Source organism: Rhizobium sp. L9, from assembly GCF_002531885.1.
Classification (GTDB): Bacteria; Pseudomonadota; Alphaproteobacteria; order Rhizobiales; family Rhizobiaceae; genus Rhizobium.
This window is the reverse complement of the sequence record NZ_NWSZ01000020.1, coordinates 19091-41861: the sequence shown is the minus strand read 5'-3', so window position 1 is coordinate 41861 and position 22771 is coordinate 19091. Positions and strand designations below refer to the sequence as shown.

Below are 22771 nucleotides of genomic sequence, written 5' to 3'. Positions count from 1 at the left end.
CATGCGCACTCCGGAAGCCCGCAACGAGCCCCGTCGGAGTGATCACCATTCAGTCGAGTGGCAGCGGTCAGCGCCGGCGGCAGCCGGCGCCTTTCGTCCTAAACCAGTCGGCAATGTCGATTATTTGAGGTCACCTGACGTAACGAGCTTGATGTCGGTCTTGACCCAGCCGGTGAATTTTTCGCCGGCAAGTTCACGCATACCGTAGTCGATGCCCATGACCGCCATCTGCGCGCCATATTGCTCGACGGTGGCAAGCATCTTGCCGTCCTTGATCAGCGGCTGCACCGGCGGGATGTTGTCGAAGCCGACGACCTTGATCTTGCCGGCCTGGCCGGTTGCATCAAGGGCCTTGACGACGCCAAGCGCCATGGAGTCGTTGGCCGCCATGACACCCTGAATATCCTTATACTTCGTCAGGAAATTCGTCATGACGGTGTTGGCTTCTTCCGTCTCCCAATGGGCGGTCTTGCTGTCGAGAAGTTCGAGCTTGCCCGACTTGACGGAGTCCATGAAGCCTTCCTTGCGCTCCTTGGCATTGTCGGCCTCAGGATTGCCCTCGAGAATGACGACCTTGGCGCCCGCCCCCAGATCCTTGGCCAGAGCATCGCCGGCGAGCTTGGCGCCTTCGCGGTTGTCGGGGCCGAAGAATGCCAGGTCGATGCCGGCTGCCTTCTTGGCATCGGCATCGAGCGGCACGTCGATATTGATGACCTTGACGCCTGATTTCACGGCCTTTGCCAGCGGCGTGGCCATGGCCTTCGAATCGGCCGGGGCGACGACGATGATGTCGTATTTCTGCGTCACGAAGTTTTCGACGGCATCGACCTGGGCGGCAAAATCGCGCTCGTCCTTCATGCCGACGGCCTTGAAGTCGAACTTGTCCTTGTTCTCGGCCGCATACTTATCGGCACCGGCCTTCATCTGCTTGAAGAACTCATTGGACAAAGACTTCATGATCAGGCCGACCTTCGGCTTGCCGGCTGCAAAAGCGGGCGACACGCCGCAAGACAGTGCGAGCACCAAGGTGCCGGCAAGTCCAAGCTTCAATGCCGCACGGCGCGGCGCACGCATCAGGACGGAATCACGCTTCGTATATTGGGACATTTCTCTCCTCCGAACGGTTCCGGGCCTATCCTCACCTGAGTGCCTTCGCTGATGAACCGTTTCCAACGCCACTTGGGTAACAACGGCCCGCAAGATTGTCAAGGCGGCGAAAATTGGGCAGAACCAGGAGGAAGCGGCAGCAATCCTGACCTTCTCAAGAATCAACGGTGAACCGTTTCCATTGAATGCCGGCGTTTCTCGTGTTATGAGACGCCGTCAAATTAACTGCAGCCCTTTGACGAAGGCGATGGAGACCATTAGCTGAAGCCCGGTCGGGTGCCTCCACGTCCCCGAGACTGAAATGAAGGGACATGTTCTTCCATTATGCCAAAGGTCGGAATTCGAGACGTTGCCAAGCTTGCCGGCGTTTCCACCGGGACCGTCTCACGGGTTTTGAATGACCACCCCTCGGTGACGGATGAACTGAGGACACGCGTCAGACGCATCATCGACGAAGTCGGCTATATGCCCGACCCGTCGGCACGAAGCATGCGCAGCAAGGTCAGCCGCCTCATCGGCATCGTCATTCCGGATCTGACCAATCCCTTCTTTTCGGAACTCGTGCAATCCGCCGAACAGGCTGGGGCAAGCCATGGCTACAACATCATCGTCATGACGTCTTTTGACGATGCGGCCAAGGAAGCAGACCGGATCGGGCAGCTGACAAGCCGGAAAGTCGACGGCATCATCCTCGTTCCCAGCAATGATTTCCATACGCTCAAGCTGCCGAAAGGATTGCCGATCGTCGTCGTCGATCGTCTCATGCCCGGATATTCCGGCATCGCCTCGGACCACCGCGCGGGCGTACGTCTCGGCGTCGAGCATCTTTTGCAGCTTGGTCATCGCCGCATCGGCTTCATCTCGGGCCCCAGACATTCCGTGCCTGCCAACGATCGCCTCAAAGGTTACCTCGACGCCGTGGGGCAGCCCGACGACGGCGGACAAATAGGGTCGCCGCTGATTGCCGAGGCGGCTTTCGATTATGAAAGCGGACGATCGGCGGGAAACTATCTGCTGGCACGCGCCCGCAGCGAACGGCCGACCGCGATCTTTGCAAGTTCGGATCAGCAGGCGATCGGCTGCATGAGAGCGGCACATGATCTGGGAATACCGATACCCGCAGCCCTTTCCATCGTCGGATTCGACGGCATCCCGCTCGCGAGCATGACCACGCCGCGGCTGACCACCGTCAAACAGCCGATTCAAAAGATCGCTGCTGCGGCAGTCGCGGTTCTTTTGAACAAGCAACCGACGCCCGGCATCGGACATCCCATCTTGCTCGCCTGCGCGCTTTCGCAGGGGGAAACGACCGCTCCACCGCAACCTGACTGAGGGTCGGCGGCAGGCCGTTCGTTTAGTTTTCCGCCACTCACTCGGACACAAGCCGCGGACCTGTCGCAACGGGCGGCAATCCTCCGATCACCACCATGCCTACCGCTGACACTCCCAGCAGCGGACAAATCTATTTGACGGATATCCTACAAGTGGATATGTCTATGGCATCTTCATCGCAGACGGAAATGACAAGGCATGCCGCTGAAATCCATGAAGCCGCTTACCCGTGCGCCTCTTCTTCACGTCTCCGTGCAGGAGAGCCTGCGCGCCTATATCAGCGACAACGGGCTCAAACCGGGCACGCTGCTTCCGGCTGAATCCGACTTGGCAAACCAGCTCGGCGTCAGCCGCAATTCCCTGCGCGAAGGCATCAAGGCGTTGGAATCGCTGGGTGTGCTGGAGTCGCGCCGGGGTGTCGGCATCTTCGTGAAGGCGTTCTCATTCGAGCCGCTGCTCGACAATCTCGCTTATGGCCTCGGCGGCGCGTTGCGACAGATCGAAGAAGTGATCGAGATCCGCCGCACTCTCGAAGTCGGGCTGATCGGCAAGACGCTTGAAATGATCGGCGACGACGATATCGCCGAATTGCGCGCCGCGGTGGAGCGCATGCGGATCCATGCGGAACGTGGGCAGTCCTTCGCCGACGAAGACCAGCTTTTTCATACCCTGCTCTTCCGCTGCCAGAACAACGAGACGCTTGCCCGGCTGATCGATGTGTTCTGGCTCGCCTTCTACAAGGCGTCCGATTTCGTCAACCTCGACAATGTCGACCCCGTCGCCACCTGGAGGGATCACGCGGCGATCGTCGACGCCATCGAAGCGAAGGACGTCGCGGAAGCGCAGAAGCGCCTGGACCGCCATTATGACGGCATTTCCCGGGTGATCGCAGCCAACAAGAAAAGTGCAAATCTGGGAGGAGCACAATGAAACGACTGCAAAGACTATCTTCGGCCATCGCATTGACTGCTTTGATGGCGACGACCGTCGCCCCAGCCTTCACCGGCCCCGCGCAGGCGGCCACGCTGTCGGGCGGCTTCGATGTCGGGCCTGGTGGTTTCCAGGGCAATTTCAATCCGCTCGCCGCGACGGGCGGCTTCACATGGCTCAGCGTCTATTTCGAGCCGCTAGTGGCCTATGACGAGAAGCTCGAGAAGGTCGTCGGCCAGCTCGCCTCGTCCTACGAGGTCAGTCCCGACCAATTGACCTACAGCTTCATGCTCGCCGATGCGAAATGGCATGACGGCAAGCCCTTTACGGCAAAGGACGCCAAGTTCACCATCGAACTCGCCAAGAATGCCAAGACCGGCTCGGTCCTGGCGGCGCGGCTGAATGCCGTTTCCTCGGTCGAGGCAAAGGACGACAAGACCCTGATCATCAAGTTGTCGGCCCCGTCCGCAAGCCTGATGGACACGCTGACGAAGGTGATGATGCTGCCGGAGCACGCGCTTTCGCAGATCCCAGCCGATCAGCTCGCCAAGAATACGTGGTGGTCCACGGCGCCGATCGGCACCGGGCCGTTCAAGTTCAGCAAATATGTCACCGATCAATATGTCGAACTTGTCGCCAACACCGACTACCGGGGCGGCAAACCGGCGCTCGAAAAGATCATCAACCGCTATTTCGCCAATCCGGCAGCGGCGATCGCCGCATTGCGCGCCGGCGAGATCCAGTTCACCTATGTCGATTCCAACGATCTGAAGGCCTTCAACGACAATAAGGATTTCCGCGTCATCGAAGGCAACTCCTTCGTCGTCAACTATCTCGGTTTCAACCACGACTCACCCATCTGGAAGGATGTTCGGGTCCGTCAGGCGGTGATGTATGCGATCAATCGCGATGCGATCATCCAGAGCCTTTACGGCGGCGCCGCCGAACCGGCAAACTGCGCCTATGTCGCCGATCAGGTGGTGTCGAAAGGCATCGAGACCTATGCCTACGATCCGGAAAAGGCGAAGCAACTGCTGAAGGAGGCCGGCTGGGATGAGATCAACGGCAACAAGCCGATCACGCTTCTGACCTATTACACGACGCCGCTTGCCGCCAATGTCATGGCGGCGATCCAGGCGATGCTCGCCCAGGTCGGCATCAACGTCACGCCGCGCGCCGTCGACACCCCGACCTATAACAGCATCGTGCTCAACCCGACGCCTGACATCGCACAATTTCAGATGGTCTATGCCGGCCTTCAGAACGGCCCGGATCCGGGCAGCATCAATGTCGGCCTCAACGAAAAGCAGATCCCGCCGGCCGGCCCGAACGTCGCGCGCGTGCGCATGCCGGTGCTGACGGCTGCGCTCGACGCAGCGCTTGGCGAGACGAATGCTGCAAAGCGCGACGGTCGCTACCAGGAGGTCTGCAGGGTGATGAACAAGGAACTGCCCTGGGGTCCATTGTGGGTGGCGAAACGCTATGGCGTCGCCTCCGCCAGGCTGAAGGACTTCATCTGGACGCCTGCGCCCGGCGGCGGCCCTTACCAGGCGCATCCGGAGAAATGGGCGATCGCCGAATAGGGCGTCACGCATCCTGAGAAGCAAAGGGCGGCCGGGTCACGGTAGCGCCACGCGTCTTTCGAGGCGCAGTGGCCCGCCCGCACAGGAACGGATTTCATGCTGAGATACAGTCTCCGGCGTCTGCTGATCGGAGTGGGCATGCTGCTTGCCTTGAGCGTGCTGATCTTCGCCATGCTGCGCCTCACGCCGGGCGATCCGATCGACGCCTATATCGATCCTAATATTCCGATGTCGTCGTCGGATCTGGCCGAGCTGCGCGCCACGCTCGGACTCGATCAGCCGCTGCCGGTGCAGTATCTTGGCTGGCTGCGGCAGGCGCTGACGGGAAATCTCGGCTATTCGATCAAGCGGCCAGACCAGCCGGTGCTCGGCCTCGTGCTCTCGCGCGTCGGCCCGACATTGCTCCTGATGGGATCGGCGATTGCGATCGCGATCGTTGCGGGCATCGCCACCGGCATTGTCGGTGCGGTTCGCCGCAATTCCGTCGCCGACCTGTCCCTTTCAGTCTTCGCAGTCACCGGTATTTCCAGTCCACCCTTCCTCAGCGCTCTTGTCGGCCTCTACTTCTTTTCGGTCTATTTCAACTGGATGCCATCAGGCGGCATGCTGACGCCCGGCCAGGAATTTTCCGTCGCCGACCTTCTCCATCACCTCATCCTGCCCGCGACATTGCTGGCCGTCGCGCAGACAGCCCTGATCATGCGCTACATGCGCGCTTCGATGCTGGAGGTCCTGAACCAGGACTATGTTCGCACCGCGCGCGCCAAGGGCGTCTTCGAATTCTGGGTCATCACCAAACACGCCTTGCGAAATGCGCTGCTTCCCGTCATCACGCTGATCGGCTCGACCATCAGCCTTGCAATCGGTGGCGCGATCTTCATCGAAAGCGTGTTCAACTGGCCGGGCATGGGCCTGCTCATGGTCGATGCGGTGGAGGGCCGCGATTACCCGGTCATCATGGGCTCGACGCTGGTGATCGGCGCCTGCGTGATCGTCGTCAATCTTCTGACCGACCTTGCCTATGCGGTGGTCGATCCGCGCATCAAGGTGGTCTGAGCGATGCTGGCACGAAACCCCGCCCGCAGCCCGGGCCCGATCGTACGCTCCCTGCATCGCTTCCTGCTCAACCGGACCGCCTTGCTCGGCCTGTGCATCATCGCGCTGATGATCGTCGCGATCCTTTCCTATCCGCTGTGGTGGAGCTTCAAACCCAACGACATCGATCTCATCGCGATGAATGCGCCGCCGGGGCCGACACACTGGTTCGGCACCGACGGGGTCGGCCGCGACATCCTCGCCCGGGTCCTGGACGGCGGTCGCATTTCGCTGCTGGTGGCCCTCACCTCGACCGTCATTTCCGCCATCATAGGCTTCCTGGTCGGCGCCGTCTCGGCGCTTGCCGGCCGCTGGGCGGACGCAGTCACGATGCGTTTCGTCGATCTCGTCATGACGCTGCCGCCGGTCATCTTCCTGCTGGTGCTCGCCTCGATCGCCGGCACCGGCATCTGGCCGACGGTCTTCGTCATCTCCCTTCTCTCCTGGCCTCTGCTGGCGCGAATGGTGCGCTCGCGGCTGCTCGAACTTCGTGAACGCGACTTTGTGATGGCGGCGAGAGGCATGGGGGCGGGTCTGCCGCATCTCCTCTTCCGCCACGGACTGCCGAACTCGATCGACATCCTCGTCGTCTTCGCGACCCTGCAGATCGCCAACGCCATCCTGCTCGAGGCCGGCCTTTCCTTCCTCGGGCTCGGCATTGCGCCGCCGGCGGCAAGCTGGGGCAACATGCTGAATGCCGCCCGCTCCACCGCCGTGCTCGAACAATACCCCTGGCAGTGGCTGTTTCCCGGCGGGTTCCTGGTACTTGCCGTGCTTGCAATCAACTTCATTGGCGATGGTCTTCGCGACGCCTTCGACCCTCGCGCCGAATTAAACTGACGATCGAAAGAAAGCAAAAAATGAGCAAATTCAAGGGTGTCGTTCCTCCTGTCATAACCCCGTTGAACAAGGATTACACGATCGACTACCCGTCCTACACGCGGGTGCTCGAAAATCTGATCGAGGCCGGATGCCATGGCCTCTTCGTGCTCGGCTCGACCAGCGAAGTGATCTTCCACGACGAAAGGACCCGGCAGGACATCATCGATCATTCGGCCAAAGTCATCAACGGTCGCGTGCCGCTGATCGTCGGCGTCATCGATCCAACCACCGACAGGGTCATCAACCATGCCAGGACCGCGAAGTCGGCCGGCGCCGACGCGGTTGTCGTCACGGCGCCGTTCTACACGGTCACCAGCCAGGCCGAGATCATCGATCACTTCCGCTATATCCGCGATGCTGTCGACGTGCCGCTGGTCGCCTATGACATTCCCGTCTGCGTGCATGTGAAACTGCAGCGCCAGACCAGTGTAACGCTTGCCAAGGAGGGAACGATCGTCGGCATCAAGGATTCGAGCGGCGACGACGGCAATTTCCGTTACGTGCTGCTCGATCTCGTCGACAACGAGGACGTCTTCCTGATGACCGGCTCCGAAATCGTCGTCGATACGGCGCTGCAGATGGGCGCCCATGGCGTCGTGCCCGGCATCGCCAATGTCGATCCGCATGGCTACCTCAGGCTCTGGAATGCCGCCCAGCGCGGTGACTGGGTCGCGGCCCGCAAGGAGCAGGAGCGCCTCTGCCGGCTGTTCGAGATCGTCTCGGTCGGCGCGGGCCGCGTCAGCGGCGGCGCCGCCGGCATCGGCGCCTTCAAGGCGGCGATGAAGCGCCTCGGGATCATCGATACGGCGCTGATGCCGCGTCCGCGCGCGGCTCTTAACGAGGTCGAAACGGCAAGGATCGACGAAATTCTTCGCGCGACGGGCCTGCTTTCCTGATGGATGCCATGCAACAGACCGCCGACACCATTCTGAACGTCAGGGGGCTGCGGACCGTCTTCCGCATCCGCTCGTGCGAAGTGACGGCGGTCAATGGCATCGATCTGACGGTGGCTGCCGGCGAGACGCTTGCTCTCGTCGGCGAGTCCGGTTCGGGAAAATCGGTCACCAGCCTTTCGGTCATGCGGCTTCTGACCCGCAATATCGGTGCGATCGCCGCCGGCAGCATCCATTTGAGGCGCAAGAATGGTACGGTCAGCAACCTCGTCTCGCTCGCCGAACCGGACATGCGCGCCATTCGCGGCAATGATATCGGCATGGTCTTTCAGGAGCCGATGTCGAGCCTCAACCCCGTCTACACGATCGGCGACCAGATTTCGGAGCCGATCCGCATCCATCGCGGGGCGAACCGGAAGGCCGCGATGGATGCGGCCGTCGCCCTTCTCGACAGCGTCGGCATTCCCGATGCCAAGCGCCGCGCCGGGCAATATCCGCACGAGCTCTCCGGCGGCATGCGCCAGCGCGCCACGATCGCCATGGCGCTTGCCTGCGACCCGACGCTGCTGATCGCCGACGAGCCGACGACAGCGCTCGATGTTACCATCCAGGCGCAGATTCTGGCTCTCCTGCAGACGCTGCAGCGCGAACGCGGCATGGCCATGCTCTTCGTCACCCATAATCTCGGCGTCGTCGCCGAGATCGCGCATCGGGTGGCTGTGATGTATGCCGGGCGGATCGTCGAAACCGGGCCGGTGGGCGAGGTTTTTCGCAATCCGAGACATCCTTACACGATCGGCCTGCTGGCCTCGATGCCGAAGCTCGGGGATGCCAGCCGGATGAAGCAGGCGGGTGAAAGGCTGGCGGCCATACCCGGCATCGTGCCGAGCCTGATGAACATGCCCGCCGGCTGCGCCTTCCAGCCGCGCTGCAAATTTGCCATCGACGATTGTCGCCAGGCTGTGCCGCCGCTTGCCGACGTCAATCCGCGCCACAAGAGCCGCTGCATTCGCTGGCAGGAGATCCGATGAGCGAGCCCCTTCTCTCCGTCCGCGACCTCGGGAAACATTATACGTCCCGCGGGACCAAGCTGACCATCCTGCAGGACATATCCTTCGATATCGGCAAGGGCGAGGTGGTCGGGCTGGTCGGCGAATCCGGCAGCGGCAAGACCACGATCGGCCGATCGGTCCTGCGGCTGGTCGAGCCGTCGGCTGGCAGCGTCCGCTTCGACGGCACCGAACTCACCACCTTGTCCTCATCCGAAATGCGGCGTCTGCGCCCCCGGATACAATATATTTTTCAAGACCCATTCGCGAGCCTGTCGCCGCGCATGACAATCGGCGAAATCCTAACCGAGGGGTTGAGGATCCAGGGCCTGGGGATGGCAAGAGAGAGATTGGAACGCGCCCGCGCCGCACTCGAATAGGTCGATCTTCCGCCGGAGGCCGTCAACCGGTACGCCCACGAGTTCTCCGGCGGCCAGCGGCAGCGGATCGGCATCGCCCGCGCGCTGACGCTCGCGCCGGAATTCATCGTCGCCGACGAGCCGGTCTCGGCGCTCGATGTCTCGATCCAGGCGCAAGTGATCAATCTTCTACGCGACCTGCAGCAACGTCTCGGCCTGACCATGCTGTTCATCAGCCACGACCTCGCCGTGGTCGAATATATCTGCGACCGGGTGATCGTCCTCTATCTCGGCCGCATCATGGAAATCGCGCCAAGTGCCGAACTTTATGCCAGGCCGCTGCATCCCTACACGCGGGCGCTTCTCTCGGCGATCCCCTCGCCGGATCCCGATGCGCGACGCGACCGCCAGATATTGAAGGGCGATATCCCGAGCCCGGCCAATCCGCCGAGCGGTTGCGTCTTCCGCACCCGCTGTCCGAACGCCCTGCCCGCCTGCGGCGAGACCGTGCCGGAGCTGCGCGAAATGCAGACCGGGCATTTCAAGGCCTGCATCCGTGATGACCTGAACTGAAGGACGTGCGATGACCATCACAACCCGCCGCCACCCGATCGCGGGCAACTGGGCAAGCCTGCTCTTACCGATCGCGGACGACGACAGCATCGATTTCGAAAGGCTGGCCGAGGAAATCGACATACTGATCGCCGCCGGGGTCGACGGCATCTATTCGAACGGAACGGCGGGAGAATTCCACAATCAGACGGAAGCCGAGTACGAGCGAATTCAGGACCTGCTGGCGTCGCGATGCCGCTCGGCCGGAATGCCGTTCGTCATCGGCGCCTGCCAGCCCGATCCCGATCCTCATGCTCGATCGGTTGCGCCGCGCAACCGTTCATAAGCCATTGGCGATCCAGGTGATCCTTCCCGACTGGTGGCCGCTCACCAATCTCGAAGCCACCGATTTCCTGAGGCGCGCGTCGGAGGCGGCGGAAGGAACCCCGCTCATTCTTTACAATCCGCCGCATGCGAAGCGGGTCCTGTCACCAGCCGAGCTCCGTGACGTTTGCGGCCCCTGGCCGTCAGTGGTCGGGATGAAGATCGCCGATGGAGACGCTGGCTGGTATGCGCAGGCACGAGCCCATCTTTCCGAATTTTCGCTGTTCATTCCCGGCCACCATCTCGCAACCGGCATGAAGCAGGACGTTGCTGTCGGGGCGTTTTCCAATGTTGCCTGTCTTCATCCCCGCGGCGCCCAGGCCTGGACGGAGCTGATGCATGGGGATATGGACGCCGCGCTGGATATCGAAAGCCGCATCTGCGCCTTTATGGACAATCACATCGTCCCGTTTCGCCGTGACCGTGGCTATTCCAATGCCGCGCTCCACAAACTGCTCGCTGTGATCGGCGACTGGGGTCCGGCCTCCACAAGGCTGCGCTGGCCTTACCGCTTTATTGATGAGCAAGAAGCGGCAAGTCTGCGCGATCGCGCGCGCATGATTATCCCCGAGCTCTTCGCTCGGTAGAGGACAAGGCGCCGACCGAACGGGATGCTCTGCAGGATCATCATGCCGGAATGCGGGCGATGACCTTGATCTCGAAATCGAAGCCCGCCAGCCAGTTCACGCCGATCGCGGTCCAGTTCGGATAGGGCGGCTTGCTGAAAATCTCCTGCTTGACGGCCATGATCGTTTCAAACTGGTTCTCGGGATCGGTATGGAACGTCGTCACATCTACTATGTCGTCAAAGGTACAGCCTGCAGCCTCCAGCGTCACCTTGAGGTTTTCGAAAGCCAGCCGGACCTGGCGCTGGAAGTCCGGTTCAGGTGTTCCATCGGAACGGCTGCCGACCTGGCCGGAGACGAACAGAAGATCGCCGGTTCGAATGGCGGCCGAATAGCCGTGTTTCTCGTAAAGAGCATGCCTGTCTGCCGGAAATATTGCTTCGCGTCGGGTCATTGTCGATCTCGCTTCCTTATCGTTGATTCGACACCGCCTCGTCATTTGATATACGGTGCGTATGTTTAGTAAACCGCATACGCATCGTATGTCAAGTTCATATACGTCTCGTATGTGAGAATTGGAGATGAGATGGCAAAGAAACGTAGCGAGACGATGGAGGAAAATCGTGTGAAGCTGATCGCGGCCGCGCGAAAAGCCTTTGCCGAAAAAGGGTACGCGGCCGCTTCGATGGATGAGCTGACTGCCGAAGCCGGCCTGACCCGGGGAGCGCTTTATCACAACTTCGGAGACAAGCGCGGGCTGCTTGCGGCCGTTGTCGATCAGATCGACACGGAAATGGCGTCGCGCGCAAAGGAGATCGGCACCCGTGCGAGCGATGACTGGCAGGGCCTGCTCGCCGAGGGCGCCGCCTATATCGAAATGGCGCTTGATCCGGAAGTCCAGCGCATCGTCCTGCTCGATGGGCCTGCTGTCCTCGGTGATCCTTCACAATGGCCGAGTCAGAGCAGCTGTCTTCAGGCAACCAGGCAGACAATCGAGCGCCTTATCTCGCAGAACGCCCTCAAGCCGGTCGATGCGGAAGCAGCCGCCCGGCTGCTCAACGGCGCCGCGCTCAATGCCGCACTCTGGATCGCTGCCAGCGACGAGCCGGAACATGTGCTGCCGAAAGCTGTCGAGGCCTTCGGCGCCCTGGCCGCAGGCCTTCTCAAGGCGTCCGCATAAGCTTGCGATATACTGGCGGCAAATCGGGAATCTTGATGGGAGAGAGCGGTGCGGAGTGGGCCAACACTGTCGTCTGTCACCAGTAGCTCCCGAAAACCAGAAAAACAGCACCGACCGCAATGACAGCCAGCGCCGGCCAGTTCCGCGCCAAGCTGAGAAATCTCAGGCCTTGGCGCCGAGGTTCGAGGGTGGCGCCGCCTTGCGGCATCAGGTGCGGATCACTCGGCTTTCGGCGAAGCGTCGGCCGCAAGAGAAAAACAAGGCCACCAATTATGAGAGCGGCACCAATTAGAACTGCCCACATCGTCACCTCCGCCGGAGATACGTGGTGCGAGTTAAACCAGATCCTGCTGTGATTGTTCCGTTGGCCGATTGAGCTGCTGCTTCTGGCATTTGCGGCTTTTCAGGATAAACGGATTTGTCACTGCCCGGCCAAACATGTATTCGATCGCCGAAAAGCTCTTGCATCAACCTTGGCGGCTGTTCTGCCGCGCCCCAACCGAACGCGATTTGCAAATGACTGAACATGCCATGACCTGGGGGATCGCCGGCCTCACTGCAATGGGCGTCGTCGTCCGTCCCTTTCGGTGGCCGGAAGCGATCTGGGCCGTCTTCGGCGCCCTGCTCCTGCTCGCCTTCCGCCTGCTCGGACCCCATGATGCTCTGGCGGGCGTTGCCAAGGGCGGCGACGTCTATCTCTTTCTGATCGGCATGATGCTGCTCTCCGAACTTGCTCGCCGCGAAGGCCTGTTCGACTGGATCGCCGCCATTGCAATCGCCTACGCCAAAGGGTCACCCCGGCGACTTTTCGTGCTGGTCTATCTCGTCGGCGTGGTTGTCACCCTCTTTCTTTCCAACGATGCGACGGCCGTGGTGCTGACGCCGGCCGTCTATGCCGCCTGCCGCACGGCCCGGGTCAAGGACCCGATGCCTTATCTGTTGATCTGCGCCTTCATCGCCAACGCAGCGAGCTTCGTCCTGCCGATTTCAAACCCCGCCAATCTGGTGATCTTTGCCGGCGGTGATATGCCGCCGCTGTCCCGCTGGCTGTCGACATTCATGCTGCCGTCGATCATTTCGATCGTCGCCACGTTCCTCTGCCTCTACTGGACGCAGCGCCGCGCCCTTGCAGAAGACACTCTTGCCGCCGACACGCAGCGGCCGCCCCTCTCCCGCAGCGCCCGCCTGGCGGGATGGGGAATCCTGTTGACGGCCATTGTTCTGATCGCGGCGTCGGCCATGCATGTGGATCTCGGCGTGCCGACCTTTGTCGCCGGGACGATCACCACCGCGATCGTTCTGATGCTGACGCGGCAAAGCCCGGCCGAGACGATGAAGGGCATCAGCTGGAGCGTTCTGCCGCTGGTCGCCGGCCTGTTCGTCATCGTCGAAGCGCTCGATCACACCGGCTTGACGAACATTCTCTCCGATCAGCTGGCTGCGCTTGCCTCGTTCTCGCAATCGCAGGCGATCGGCGTGGCGGGCTTGCTCGTCGGCGTAATCTGCAACCTCGTGAACAATCTTCCGGCCGGCCTGCTTGCCGGCAGCGTGGTGCAGGCCGCCGGTGTCTCCGACAAGATCGCCGGCGCCGTGCTGATCGGCGTCGATCTTGGCCCCAATCTGTCGGTGACAGGCTCGCTGGCGACGATCTTGTGGCTGTCTGCCCTGCGCCGCGAAGGCCTGCATATCGGTGCCTGGACCTTTCTAAAACTCGGAACCGTCGTCATGTTCCCCGCACTCATTCTGTCTCTGGGGTCGCTCTTCCTGTTTTAAGTGCCTACAGGCGAGACGCATGCCGCCCTAACCTTTTGGATCTACACAATTATCTGCTAAAATGGCGCGAGCGGCCTTCATGCAGGCAGTTTCCGAAGCAAGAATTTACTTGCGCAGCGAATGCGACACATTCGAACGCCTGACGGCCATTCAGCGGGGAGGATCGATGATGGGCATCATTGACGAGCGTGAAGAAGCACTCGAGAAAGAGTACATCGTGAAGCTTGAGCGTTCGTTCCATATCCAGGCGAGGCGCGACCGGATGCTGGCACGCTGGGCGGCCGAGCTCATCGGACGAACCGACTTCGACGTCTATTTCGACGAAGTCATTTCCGCCGGGTTGCTGGAGTCAGGCGATGAGAACGTCTTCAGAAAGATTCTCAGCGACCTGCAATATGCAGACGTCGCTATCAGCGCTCAGACGGTTCGCGAGAAAATGAAGCAGCTTCTGCTTGAAGCCGCAAGGTCCCTCGACGAAGCCGGCTAAAGCCTTTCCGGGCGATGTGCGCCAGCCTGCCGGCACTTTCGTGCCGGAGAAGACATCTCATGACCGTCTCTTCCCGTCCGGCGCAGGCCCTCATGCCAGCTGAGCGCCTCCTCGGGGAGATGAGGCGTCTGGTCGCCGCGTCATTTGCGGTGCGGCAAGACAAACGGATCAACCGCGATCTTGCCGCCACCGAACACGACTAATGCCAGCGCCATTGCCGCCCAGGGCAAATGAAAATTCGCCCAGCCATCCGGGATGGTGAGCTGGATAATCGCCGTCATCAGCAGCAGACCGAGAGCAGCAAAGCGTGTGGCCAGGCCGAGGATCAGCAGAATTGGCAGGACCAATTCTCCAATTCCGGCGGCCGTCGCCATCGTCAGAGGAAACGGGTAGGCAACTGCGCTACCGAAGATATGAAGCTTGAACTCCTCCTCGAAAAGATATCGTGCGCCCGATGAAAGCGTCAGGAAGCCGTCCCATTTCGTCAGCCCCGACTTGAAGAAAGGAATAGCCAGCGCAAAACGCAATGCCAGCAGCGGCAACGACTTGGGAACGGAAGCGAGCAGCGCTTCAGCGCGTGTGACGAAGGAGGCAGCGGCAGCACCAAAGCCGTGCGAAGGGGCCACTTCGGTTTTCATGTGGAGTTTCCTTTATACTGTTGAAGGGCGCTGAACGCGCCGAGACCGGCAAGACCGACCAGCGCCGTTCCGAAATCAAATCCGGGGGCAGCTGCAAATGCCGCCTTTGCCGCCTCGCCAAGAGTGGCGGCGTTGAACAAGGCGGCTGCAAAGATGGCGTCCCGCGGTGGCAGGACATGAACATTGACCGACATTTCCGGTCGTGAGACGAGGACCGCTTGCCCACGCCAATCGAAGACCGGCGAAACCATCTCCTCTTGATGTGCGCTCCAGATCGAACCAACCGGAAAAATCGACTGGATCAGGTGCGCCGATGGGTGTGGGACGAGCCGCAAGTCCGAAAGCATCTCCGGCGTCACGGCTTTGAATGCCGCAAGATCGAGAGGCGCGCTGTCGGCGGCGTGGTAAGCGTCTGTCCAGGCCGCCTCGAGCCGGGCGATATCGGGCAGGTAAGCAAGCGCTCTTGCAGGTTCAAAAGCTGCGATGAAATCCGGGAAATCGTCGCCATATTGCATGATGAGCGGTGAGCACGGCTTGTGATCCTGGGCATAGGCGCGCGCCATGGCCAGAAAGAATTCCGAACCAACGAGCCTCTCCGTCACCGGAAAGCGTTGCGCTAATGCCTTTGTGAGCCCGACGAACACATTATTGCGGTAGACGGCAAACCGCACCGTGTCGGGTTTGCCGCGTGCGTTGATGACGCCGTCGGGCACCGGCCGCTCGGCATGCAGCAAGGCATCGGCGAAGGCAGTTTGGCAGGTTGCGAAATCCATCGTTACGCCGCCCGGATCCGGCGCCCGCCGCGGCGAAACGTTTCGGCGGCGAGCATCGCATCCGCACGTTTCGCCTCTGAATACAGTGTGGCGAAATCCGGAACATTATTGTCCCATTCAATCAGCGTCGGGAGTGCGCCGGTGCGCGCGAGGGTATGTGCGTAGAGCGCCAATACATCGCTCTTCACTGCCGTCGCGTGCGCGTCGATCAGCAGCCGGTCGCCGGTGGAGTCGACGGTTTCGTCGTAGCCGGCAAGGTGAATCTCGCCGACGAGCTCGACCGGAAAACGATCTATATAGGTGGCGGCATCGAGCCGGTGGTTCACCGCCGAGACCATCACATTGTTGACGTCGAGCAGAAGGCCACAGCCGGTCCGCTGCGCGATCGCCCCCAGAAAATCCACTTCATCGATCGTACTGTCGGCGAACAGTATATAGGTGGAAGGGTTTTCCAGCAGCAATTGTCGCCCGAGCGCCTGTTGCGTTTCATCGACATGGTCGACGACGCGTGCCAGCGTTTCTTCCGTGTAGGGTAGCGGCAACAAATCGTTGAGAAATCCCGTTTCATGCGTCGACCAGGCCAGATGTTCGGAAAAGCTCTGCGGCCGATAGCGGTCGATCAAGCTGCGAAGTCGATTCAGATGCGCCTTGTCGAGCCCACGCGGCGAGCCGATCGACAAACCGACACCGTGCAGCGACAGCGGATAGTGTTCCGTGATGGCCTGGAGATAGCGATGCGGCGGCCCACCTGCGCCCATGTAGTTCTCGGCATGGACCTCAAAGAAGCCGACATCCGGCAGATCGGCCAGAATAGTCTCATAATGCTCGGGCTTTAGGCCGAGGCCGCCCCGTGCAGGCAGCAGGACAGGTCGGGTTGTCGAAGCAGTCATCGCATTCTCCCGGTTTGGCGAGAAAAGATGGAGGCCCGAGCATCGGGCCTCCCTTTAGGGTCAGCCTTTGGTCGGCTCGAGCTTACCCATGTGCCCCTTGACATTCATGCTGGTGCAGGTGCCGGCTGGGACTGCCTTCCAGGCGTTCCCCTGATAATCCATCGTCGATGTACCTGCGCAGGTCGTGCCGGCACCGGCGGCACAATCATTGTGACCCTTGAGCGCGATGCCATAGCATTTCTCCTTGCCCACCATTTTCTCCGCCGGCAGCGGTGCGGCGAAGGCAGCGGATGAAATCGCAGTGGCAAGCGAGCCTGCGAGGGCAAGGGTCAGAGTGGAACGGTTCATGGATGGTCTCCTCTTGAAAGGTCCGCGTACCGATCATCGGCCGCGTAATCCCTCTTTCGAGCCGACGATCCCGCTTGTTACAGCGATGACGAACACGAATTGGTGATCGGCCTTTTCAAGACGCCTGCTGCGGGCGACGACACAATGTTGGAGCCGGCACTGCAAACGGGCCCTCACGCATGTCTTTGGATGAGATGTCGAAGCTCGAACTCGTCCGTGCTGAAAATAGGGAAATTACTCCGCTTATGGGTATTCACCTGTGACGGCTTCAAGGACCAGCGGTCCTTCCGCCTCCAGCCTGACACGGCCCCTGCCGACGCGGGCGAGGCGGATGGGCGCCTGCTTTTCTTCGAGCCGACGGCGCAACAGCAAGAGCCGGGTCTCGAGATTGTCCTTGATCTCCGGCATGCGTGCGCCGGCCGTCAACCGCATTTCCCGGTTGGTGAACTCGCTTCTGCCGTCGCTCAGATGCCAATCGAGCATGAGGCGCAGCAGAGTGCCGGCAACGCCCTTCACGATGTAAGTGCCATCGATAAAGACGCTGTCATCGAAGCGGTGATGGACGACGCGGATTTCTTGGCCGGCCGCGGCAGGCTCAGGCGTGCTGATCGCAGGTCTCTGTTCGGCGGCAGCCGCTGCCCGCTCGCTGGCTCTCAGAGCGCCGGCCGCCTGTCCCGCCAGTATCTCGAGAGCAGCCTCGTCCTCTTCGCGAAAAGCGAGCCGCTCCGGACTCTCGATGAAGAGCACGCCCGTCACCGTGCCGCCGGCGATCATGGGAACTGCAATCTGGCTCATCGCCGCCGGTAAATGCGGGAAAGCGATCGTGCGCGTCGCATTTTCAGCCCCTTCCGCCTCCAGGCCGATCGCTTCGCCAAACCGGCGCACACGGCTCATGTCACTGACCTTGATCGTCTGTCCACCCGCTGCCGCAGCCCCGATCAATCCATCGCCGCCTGCGATTTCCGATCCGAGGCCCGAGCGCTCGTAGCCGATGCTGCCTGTCGTGATCAGGCAGCCGCGATGGTTGTCGTGGATGAGCACGAGCGCGTTGCCGTATCCCAGCACGTGCTTGACGCCGGTGAGCAGGTTGTCGATGATCTCATCGGCCTCCGACTGTCGCTCGATCGCCTTGATCGCCTTGGAAAGATCAGGGAGGCTGACAGGCGCCCGGCTGCTCGGCGGCGAAGCTGTTTCCACCGGCGAGGGAACCTTCTCAATTCCGTGCACCCGGAAAATATCGGCGCTCCTCAGCCGCATGACATCCGACATGCCGATCTGCGCGCTGCTCGCCTTGAGCTGGCGGGCGATCTTGTCGAACAGCGGGCCGGCATCGACCGAACGAACGAAACCAATGTCGAGCAGGAACTGATCGCCGGTGAACCCGTCCACCAGGATCAGCGTGACCTTTGGATTGGCGCGTATATTCGCCGCCGTCTTGGCGAAGAACTGGTTGGAGAGTGCGACATGCTCCTCATCGACCCGCACCACATGGGAAAGATAGGATATGTTCGGCATGCCGTCGGCCGATGCCGTGGCGATGATGGAGGGAATGACACCCTCGAAGCAGGCGGAAAGATCGGAAAGCCGCAGATTCATTGGGACCGCGCGCCAACATGGGTGCCCGCCAGCATGCCGGCGAGCGGGCCGGGCGTCTGGACATATATTTCACTGATCACCAGCCGGGCGACCCGCGCCTCACGCGCCGTCAGCCATGGCGAGATGAGATGCCGGGGGACGCCGAGCGATTCGAGCTCGTTCGTCGCCGCGGTGATGAAGTGATCGGCGCGATCGAGGTCGGAACTCTGGATCTCTCGCATGCCGGCGCTCCCCTTCAGCTGGAAACTTACATAATCCGAAGGGGTTACGAAGGTGGCGGCGATCCGCCCGGTCTGCCGGATACCGATTTCGAGCCCCGGCCACTGCCAGGCTGAAAAGATGACGTCGATCGTTTCTCGATCTTCCAGAAGATGGAAGCCGACGCCGCGTCCCGCCGAAGGACGGCCGGTCTCGTCAGCCACCGCGATGATGCACATCAGCGGCCTGTTGAAAAAATCGAGGAGCCTGTCGTCAAGCCTCACTGCCGCCCCCATTGCTTGCCCAACCCTCCTTAGCAAACTTTTAGGATTCCCGGTACGGCTTGCACATTCATTTAGGAACGCCGGTTTTTTCGCTGCGCTATAGAAGCGACGTACCGGCTCAACGGCCTCGACTACCATCACACCTCCGGTGTTCGGCGGCCCCGTGCCGCCGGGCGAATGACAATCGCGCCCGCCCCGCATACCGGAGCGGGCACGGATTTCTGCGTTTCGCCCCAGGGCGAAACCGCCGGCGGTCGATGCGGCACGAATTTGGAGAAAGAGAAATGGAGAAGTTTGATCATGCGGCGGTTTCGCCGCCGGGGCATGGGATGCCGGCAATGGCATTCGGCAAGCATGTCATCCGTATTATGGCGGGCAATACCGGCGGTTCGCTCGGCCTGTTCGAAGCGTGCGTGCTGCCTGGCGAAGGTCCGCCGCTGCACGTGCATGAGCGAGAGGACGAGTTGTTCCGCGTTCTTTCCGGCCGCTTCGGCTTCTGGTGCGCCGGCGATTATGTCGAACTCACGGAAGGCGGCTCTATCGCCTTGCCGCGCGGTGTGCCGCACCGGTTCCGCAATGTGGGGCAGACGGAGGGCCGCCTCATGGTCGTCGTCACGCCGGGCGGGTTCGAAAGCTTCTTTCCGATCGTCGAACTCTGCAAGCCGGAAACGCCCGAGCAGATCGCCTCGATCGCCAGGGGCTTCGGCCTGACCTTCCCACCCGAGGACGATCGCAAGGTCGCCTGAACCAACGCAAACACGTCTCGATAATGAGCAACGGTCCACTTGAAAGGAGACCGAACGATGACACATGCAACTTCCAACGAAAACGCAGTGACCCTGACAACCGCGCAACTCGATGCCTATTTGGCTCGGATCGGGGTCGAGCGGCCTTCGCGCCTCGACGTAGACAGCTTGTCGCAGTTGCATCGCGCCCATCTCATGAGTTTTACATGGGAAGCACTGGACGCCTTCATGGGATGGCCCTCCTCGATCACCCCGGCTGCGGCATTCGCCAAGATGGTCGAAAGGCGGCGGGGCGGCTGGTGTTATGAGATGAACGGCCTCTTCGGCGCGGCGCTTGCTGCACTGGGCTTCCGTGTGACGCGCCTTTGCGGCGCGGTCGACCGGGAAAAGCTTGGCGACATCGCCATCGGCAATCATCTGACGCTGCGTGTCGATCTCGGCCGTCCCTATCTCGCCGAGGTCGGCATAGCGGACGCCATCATCGAGCCGGTGCCGCTTGTGGCCGGGCCGATCAGCCAACGCGGCTTCGATTTCTCCATCATGCCGGCCGACGGGAGCTGGCTGCGTTTCAATAATCATGTTCTCGGCATCGCGAAAAGCTTCGATTTCCGGCTCGACCACAGCGACGAAGCCGCGATGGCCGCAACACATGGCTGGCTGATGCAAGATCCCGGCTCCCCGTTCACCAATGCCCTCGCGGTCCTGCGGCACACGGCGGACGGCTATGTCGCCCTCCAAAACGACCGTCTGCGCCGCGTGACGGCGAACAGCCTCAGCGAGGAGCCCATAACGAGCGCCGCCCATCTCGGCGACACGTTCGAGACAGTCTTCGATCTCGACATTCCCCGGTCCGACCGCGTCTGGGAGCGCCTCCAGACGATCCGCCGCGACAAGGCTGCGTGAGCCGACAACCTCATCATTTCCCATCCGAGGAACCATCAATGCTTCGCACAACTGCACTCGCCCTTGCTCTTACCTTGAGCACGACCTTCGCTGCCCTTGCCACCGCAACCGATCCTGCGCCGGGTGGGGCCTACAAGACCGATCCCTCGCATTCGAGCTTCAATTGGTCATTCGACCATTCCGGCCTGTCCCACTACACCGCGCGCTTTATCGGGGTCGATGCGCGGCTCGACTGGAAGCCCGAAAAACCTGAAGCCTCCAAGCTTTTGGTCACCATCGATCCGCTTTCGGTCCGCACTGATTATCCATGGCCTAACAAGGTCAACTTCGATGCGGAGATCGGCGGAGACGACAGCTTCCTTGCAGCCAAGCCGATCACCTTCGTTTCCAGGGCGATCCATGTGACGGGCGAGAGGACCGGCACCGTCGAAGGCCTCCTGACCTTGCGCGGCGAGACGCACCCGGCAAAACTCGACGTCACCTTCAACGGCTCAATGGCGAAGCACCCAATGATGGGCGTCCCGAAGATCGGTTTCTCGGCGACCGGCAGCATCCGCCGCAGCGATTGGGGACTGGATTTTGCAATCCCCGAACTCGGCGACATCGTCACCTTCGCGATAGAAACGCAGATGGTGCCGGCTGATTACTCATTCCAGTGAGAAGCAAGGCGAGCGGCAGGTCCAACCGGACCAGCGCCGCCTGCGGTGGATCGGGGCCGATTTCGCTGGAAATGGCGACGCGACCCCTTTATCTTACAGGCGATGGCGTGTGCTGCGTGCGCCGCGGGCTTTCCCGAAATCGACGGAGACTGAAGATCAACCTTCCAAAACACAGGGAGCGCTGACCGGTGTCGCAGCCTATCTCTCCAGGTCTCATCCGATCCACCCTTCGCCAGTTCCTCGATAGCGAAGCTTCGGGCGGTCTCGTGTTGATGGCAGTCGCGTTGGCGGCAATCGTGACGGCGAACTCACCGCTTGCAGAGAGTTACTTCCACGCACTTCACATCTATCTGGGGCCGCTCAGCCTGCTGCACTGGATCAATGACGCGCTGATGGCGCTGTTCTTTCTCCTCGTCGGGCTCGAGATCAAGCGCGAAATGCTGGACGGCCAACTCTCCAGCTGGAGCCGCCGCATTCTGCCGGGTGCGGCGGCACTGGGAGGCATGCTGTTCCCCGCCCTCTTCTATATCTTGTTCAACCGGGAAAACCCGGCCGCCCTGCGTGGCTGGGCGATACCGACCGCGACAGACATCGCGTTCGCGCTCGGCGTCATCTCGCTGTTCGGCCCGCGCGTGCCTGCCTCGTTGAAGATCTTCCTGGCGGCACTGGCGATCATCGATGACCTGGGGGCGGTCGTGGTGATTGCGCTGTTCTACACCAACGATCTCAATCTTCTGGCGCTTGCCGGGGCCGCGGCGGTGCTCGCGGCGCTTTACGGCATGAACCGTGCCCGTATTCTGAAGCTCTGGCCGTATCTGCTGCTCGGCGCCGTGCTCTGGGTGCTCGTCTTCGCATCCGGCATCCACGCAACACTGGCCGGCGTTCTTCTCGCTCTTGCGATTCCGCTGAAGGTGACGCCGGGAACACCCGAAGCAAGCCACGACCAGTCGCCGTTGCACCATCTCGAGCACGTCCTCCACAAACCCGTTGCCTTCATCGTCGTTCCGATCTTCGGCTTCGCCAATGCCGGTGTCTCCTTCTCCGGCGTCTCGGCAGCCACGCTGACGGAGCCATTGACGCTCGGCGTAGCGGCAGGCCTGTTGCTTGGAAAACTGGTCGGCGTTCTCGGCACCGTCTTCCTGCTCGTCAAACTCGGTCTCACCGACCTCCCGGCAAAGGCGAGCTGGGGGCAGATGACCGGTGTGGCCGCCCTCTGCGGCATAGGCTTCACCATGAGCCTTTTCATCGGGCTGCTTGCATTCAACGATCCCGACGTCCAGGACCATGTGAAGATGGGTATCCTGCTGGGGTCTCTGCTGTCCGGTCTGGTCGGCGCGGCAATGCTCGCAACGTTCAATCGCCGATCCTGAGAGAGCGGGGCTGCAGGTCTCCATGAAGAACCCGGCCGATGGCGTCCTTTGTTTCGGCCGAAAGAGACGTCCCGTTTTGGAATCAAACATCTACAAGAAAAGCCTGCTCGAATTGTGCGCAAATTATGGATAAGGTCGGCCAGTCGCTGGCCTAGCCGTGACTTTTGTCTGTTCGCTATTTTTATTGTTCCGGG

At 61.3% G+C, this 22771-nt stretch carries 23 protein-coding genes and 2 pseudogenes; 16 read left to right on the top strand and 9 right to left on the bottom strand.

Going from position 1 to position 22771, the window contains the following annotated elements:
- Window positions 1-120: 120 nt before the first annotated feature.
- On the bottom strand, window positions 121-1107 hold the full coding sequence (locus CO660_RS20570) for a sugar ABC transporter substrate-binding protein (RefSeq protein ID WP_097600295.1): 987 nt from the start codon (window positions 1105-1107) through the stop codon (window positions 121-123).
- A gap of 324 nt (window positions 1108-1431) precedes the next feature.
- Here CO660_RS20570 and CO660_RS20565 point away from each other — a divergent pair, with 324 nt between their 5' ends.
- The 9 genes and pseudogenes from CO660_RS20565 to CO660_RS20525 all read left to right on the top strand — a co-directional run bounded on the left by CO660_RS20565 (window position 1432) and on the right by CO660_RS20525 (window position 10753).
- Window positions 1432-2439 (top strand): LacI family DNA-binding transcriptional regulator, encoded by a 1008-nt coding sequence (locus CO660_RS20565; RefSeq protein ID WP_097600294.1) that lies wholly within the window; start codon window positions 1432-1434, stop codon window positions 2437-2439.
- A gap of 198 nt (window positions 2440-2637) precedes the next feature.
- Entirely contained in the window at window positions 2638-3369 is a 732-nt protein-coding gene (locus CO660_RS20560; RefSeq protein ID WP_085776913.1) for a FadR/GntR family transcriptional regulator, read from the top strand.
- Window positions 3366-4952, top strand: coding sequence for an ABC transporter substrate-binding protein (locus CO660_RS20555; protein ID WP_097600293.1), 1587 nt, complete (start codon window positions 3366-3368; stop codon window positions 4950-4952). Before CO660_RS20560 ends, CO660_RS20555 begins: the two co-directional genes overlap by 4 nt.
- Window positions 4953-5048: 96 nt before the next feature.
- Window positions 5049-6008 (top strand): ABC transporter permease, encoded by a 960-nt coding sequence (locus tag CO660_RS20550; protein WP_097600292.1) that lies wholly within the window; start codon window positions 5049-5051, stop codon window positions 6006-6008.
- Between the two features lie 3 nt (window positions 6009-6011).
- Window positions 6012-6887 carry an ABC transporter permease gene (locus CO660_RS20545; RefSeq protein ID WP_097600291.1) on the top strand — a complete coding sequence of 292 codons (876 nt, stop codon included), beginning with the start codon at window positions 6012-6014 and terminating at the stop codon, window positions 6885-6887.
- 20 nt (window positions 6888-6907) lie between these two features.
- Window positions 6908-7825: a dihydrodipicolinate synthase family protein gene (locus tag CO660_RS20540; protein ID WP_097600290.1), complete on the top strand. Its 918-nt coding sequence runs from the start codon at window positions 6908-6910 to the stop codon at window positions 7823-7825.
- An 8-nt stretch (window positions 7826-7833) separates the two neighbouring features.
- Window positions 7834-8853: an ABC transporter ATP-binding protein gene (locus CO660_RS20535; protein ID WP_097600370.1), complete on the top strand. Its 1020-nt coding sequence runs from the start codon at window positions 7834-7836 to the stop codon at window positions 8851-8853.
- Window positions 8850-9803: pseudogene (locus CO660_RS20530) on the top strand (oligopeptide/dipeptide ABC transporter ATP-binding protein). Before CO660_RS20535 ends, CO660_RS20530 begins: the two are co-directional and overlap by 4 nt.
- 10 nt (window positions 9804-9813) lie before the next feature.
- Window positions 9814-10753: pseudogene (locus tag CO660_RS20525) on the top strand (dihydrodipicolinate synthase family protein).
- 40 nt (window positions 10754-10793) lie between these two features.
- Here the strand turns inward: CO660_RS20525 and CO660_RS20520 are convergent.
- Complete coding sequence (locus CO660_RS20520; protein WP_097600289.1) at window positions 10794-11186, bottom strand: RidA family protein; 393 nt, start codon at window positions 11184-11186, stop codon at window positions 10794-10796.
- 132 nt (window positions 11187-11318) lie between these two features.
- On the opposite strand from CO660_RS20520, the gene CO660_RS20515 reads away from it, so the two are divergent.
- Window positions 11319-11912 (top strand): TetR/AcrR family transcriptional regulator, encoded by a 594-nt coding sequence (locus CO660_RS20515; protein WP_097600288.1) that lies wholly within the window; start codon window positions 11319-11321, stop codon window positions 11910-11912.
- Window positions 11913-11988: 76 nt separating this feature from the next.
- On the opposite strand, the gene CO660_RS33915 is transcribed toward CO660_RS20515, so the two are convergent.
- Window positions 11989-12216 carry a hypothetical protein gene (locus CO660_RS33915; RefSeq protein WP_097600287.1) on the bottom strand — a complete coding sequence of 76 codons (228 nt, stop codon included), beginning with the start codon at window positions 12214-12216 and terminating at the stop codon, window positions 11989-11991.
- Between the two features lie 212 nt (window positions 12217-12428).
- On the opposite strand from CO660_RS33915, the gene CO660_RS20505 reads away from it, so the two are divergent.
- Together CO660_RS20505 and CO660_RS20500 are read left to right on the top strand one after the other, a co-directional pair.
- Entirely contained in the window at window positions 12429-13685 is a 1257-nt protein-coding gene (locus tag CO660_RS20505; RefSeq protein ID WP_097600369.1) for an arsenic transporter, read from the top strand.
- A gap of 166 nt (window positions 13686-13851) precedes the next feature.
- Complete coding sequence (locus CO660_RS20500; RefSeq protein ID WP_176536333.1) at window positions 13852-14172, top strand: ATPase inhibitor subunit zeta; 321 nt, start codon at window positions 13852-13854, stop codon at window positions 14170-14172.
- Window positions 14173-14312: 140 nt separating this feature from the next.
- On the opposite strand, the gene CO660_RS20495 is transcribed toward CO660_RS20500, so the two are convergent.
- From CO660_RS20495 to CO660_RS20470, 6 genes are all read right to left on the bottom strand, one after another.
- Window positions 14313-14810 carry a DoxX family protein gene (locus CO660_RS20495; protein ID WP_085776893.1) on the bottom strand — a complete coding sequence of 166 codons (498 nt, stop codon included), beginning with the start codon at window positions 14808-14810 and terminating at the stop codon, window positions 14313-14315.
- Window positions 14807-15583 (bottom strand): DNA-binding domain-containing protein, encoded by a 777-nt coding sequence (locus CO660_RS20490; protein WP_097600285.1) that lies wholly within the window; start codon window positions 15581-15583, stop codon window positions 14807-14809. The genes CO660_RS20495 and CO660_RS20490 overlap by 4 nt, the downstream gene beginning before the upstream one ends.
- Before the next feature lie 2 nt (window positions 15584-15585).
- Entirely contained in the window at window positions 15586-16473 is an 888-nt protein-coding gene (locus CO660_RS20485) for a DUF692 domain-containing protein (protein WP_097600284.1), read from the bottom strand.
- A 60-nt stretch (window positions 16474-16533) separates the two neighbouring features.
- Window positions 16534-16821: a DUF2282 domain-containing protein gene (locus CO660_RS20480; protein ID WP_085776890.1), complete on the bottom strand. Its 288-nt coding sequence runs from the start codon at window positions 16819-16821 to the stop codon at window positions 16534-16536.
- A 243-nt stretch (window positions 16822-17064) separates the two neighbouring features.
- Window positions 17065-18417 carry a GAF domain-containing protein gene (locus tag CO660_RS20475; protein WP_097600283.1) on the bottom strand — a complete coding sequence of 451 codons (1353 nt, stop codon included), beginning with the start codon at window positions 18415-18417 and terminating at the stop codon, window positions 17065-17067.
- The gene (locus CO660_RS20470) at window positions 18414-18911 is read right to left on the bottom strand and encodes a pyridoxamine 5'-phosphate oxidase family protein (RefSeq protein WP_097600282.1); all 498 of its coding nucleotides are present in this window, start codon (window positions 18909-18911) and stop codon (window positions 18414-18416) included. Before CO660_RS20470 ends, CO660_RS20475 begins: the two co-directional genes overlap by 4 nt.
- Window positions 18912-19183: 272 nt before the next feature.
- Here CO660_RS20470 and CO660_RS20465 point away from each other — a divergent pair, with 272 nt between their 5' ends.
- From CO660_RS20465 to nhaA, 4 genes are all read left to right on the top strand, one after another.
- Window positions 19184-19645: a cupin domain-containing protein gene (locus tag CO660_RS20465; RefSeq protein WP_097600281.1), complete on the top strand. Its 462-nt coding sequence runs from the start codon at window positions 19184-19186 to the stop codon at window positions 19643-19645.
- A gap of 57 nt (window positions 19646-19702) precedes the next feature.
- Window positions 19703-20548 carry an arylamine N-acetyltransferase gene (locus CO660_RS20460; protein ID WP_097600280.1) on the top strand — a complete coding sequence of 282 codons (846 nt, stop codon included), beginning with the start codon at window positions 19703-19705 and terminating at the stop codon, window positions 20546-20548.
- A gap of 38 nt (window positions 20549-20586) precedes the next feature.
- A complete protein-coding gene (locus tag CO660_RS20455; protein ID WP_097600279.1) occupies window positions 20587-21207 on the top strand; it encodes a YceI family protein in 621 nt (206 codons plus the stop codon).
- 188 nt (window positions 21208-21395) lie between these two features.
- A complete protein-coding gene (nhaA, locus tag CO660_RS20450) occupies window positions 21396-22577 on the top strand; it encodes a Na+/H+ antiporter NhaA (RefSeq protein ID WP_097600278.1) in 1182 nt (393 codons plus the stop codon).
- Window positions 22578-22771: the final 194 nt, after the last annotated feature.

What these genes read in the sequence shown, in the direction of transcription:
- CO660_RS20570 (WP_097600295.1), bottom strand. Translation starts at nt 1,107, where the DNA reads ATGTCCCAATATACGAAGCGTGATTCCGTCCTGATGCGTGCGCCGCGC.
- CO660_RS20565 (WP_097600294.1), top strand. Translation starts at nt 1,432, where the DNA reads ATGCCAAAGGTCGGAATTCGAGACGTTGCCAAGCTTGCCGGCGTTTCC.
- CO660_RS20560 (WP_085776913.1), top strand. Translation starts at nt 2,638, where the DNA reads ATGCCGCTGAAATCCATGAAGCCGCTTACCCGTGCGCCTCTTCTTCAC.
- CO660_RS20555 (WP_097600293.1), top strand. Translation starts at nt 3,366, where the DNA reads ATGAAACGACTGCAAAGACTATCTTCGGCCATCGCATTGACTGCTTTG.
- CO660_RS20550 (WP_097600292.1), top strand. Translation starts at nt 5,049, where the DNA reads ATGCTGAGATACAGTCTCCGGCGTCTGCTGATCGGAGTGGGCATGCTG.
- CO660_RS20545 (WP_097600291.1), top strand. Translation starts at nt 6,012, where the DNA reads ATGCTGGCACGAAACCCCGCCCGCAGCCCGGGCCCGATCGTACGCTCC.
- CO660_RS20540 (WP_097600290.1), top strand. Translation starts at nt 6,908, where the DNA reads ATGAGCAAATTCAAGGGTGTCGTTCCTCCTGTCATAACCCCGTTGAAC.
- CO660_RS20535 (WP_097600370.1), top strand. Translation starts at nt 7,834, where the DNA reads ATGCAACAGACCGCCGACACCATTCTGAACGTCAGGGGGCTGCGGACC.
- CO660_RS20520 (WP_097600289.1), bottom strand. Translation starts at nt 11,186, where the DNA reads ATGACCCGACGCGAAGCAATATTTCCGGCAGACAGGCATGCTCTTTAC.
- CO660_RS20515 (WP_097600288.1), top strand. Translation starts at nt 11,319, where the DNA reads ATGGCAAAGAAACGTAGCGAGACGATGGAGGAAAATCGTGTGAAGCTG.
- CO660_RS33915 (WP_097600287.1), bottom strand. Translation starts at nt 12,216, where the DNA reads ATGTGGGCAGTTCTAATTGGTGCCGCTCTCATAATTGGTGGCCTTGTT.
- CO660_RS20505 (WP_097600369.1), top strand. Translation starts at nt 12,429, where the DNA reads ATGACTGAACATGCCATGACCTGGGGGATCGCCGGCCTCACTGCAATG.
- CO660_RS20500 (WP_176536333.1), top strand. Translation starts at nt 13,852, where the DNA reads ATGATGGGCATCATTGACGAGCGTGAAGAAGCACTCGAGAAAGAGTAC.
- CO660_RS20495 (WP_085776893.1), bottom strand. Translation starts at nt 14,810, where the DNA reads ATGAAAACCGAAGTGGCCCCTTCGCACGGCTTTGGTGCTGCCGCTGCC.
- CO660_RS20490 (WP_097600285.1), bottom strand. Translation starts at nt 15,583, where the DNA reads ATGGATTTCGCAACCTGCCAAACTGCCTTCGCCGATGCCTTGCTGCAT.
- CO660_RS20485 (WP_097600284.1), bottom strand. Translation starts at nt 16,473, where the DNA reads ATGACTGCTTCGACAACCCGACCTGTCCTGCTGCCTGCACGGGGCGGC.
- CO660_RS20480 (WP_085776890.1), bottom strand. Translation starts at nt 16,821, where the DNA reads ATGAACCGTTCCACTCTGACCCTTGCCCTCGCAGGCTCGCTTGCCACT.
- CO660_RS20475 (WP_097600283.1), bottom strand. Translation starts at nt 18,417, where the DNA reads ATGAATCTGCGGCTTTCCGATCTTTCCGCCTGCTTCGAGGGTGTCATT.
- CO660_RS20470 (WP_097600282.1), bottom strand. Translation starts at nt 18,911, where the DNA reads ATGGGGGCGGCAGTGAGGCTTGACGACAGGCTCCTCGATTTTTTCAAC.
- CO660_RS20465 (WP_097600281.1), top strand. Translation starts at nt 19,184, where the DNA reads ATGGAGAAGTTTGATCATGCGGCGGTTTCGCCGCCGGGGCATGGGATG.
- CO660_RS20460 (WP_097600280.1), top strand. Translation starts at nt 19,703, where the DNA reads ATGACACATGCAACTTCCAACGAAAACGCAGTGACCCTGACAACCGCG.
- CO660_RS20455 (WP_097600279.1), top strand. Translation starts at nt 20,587, where the DNA reads ATGCTTCGCACAACTGCACTCGCCCTTGCTCTTACCTTGAGCACGACC.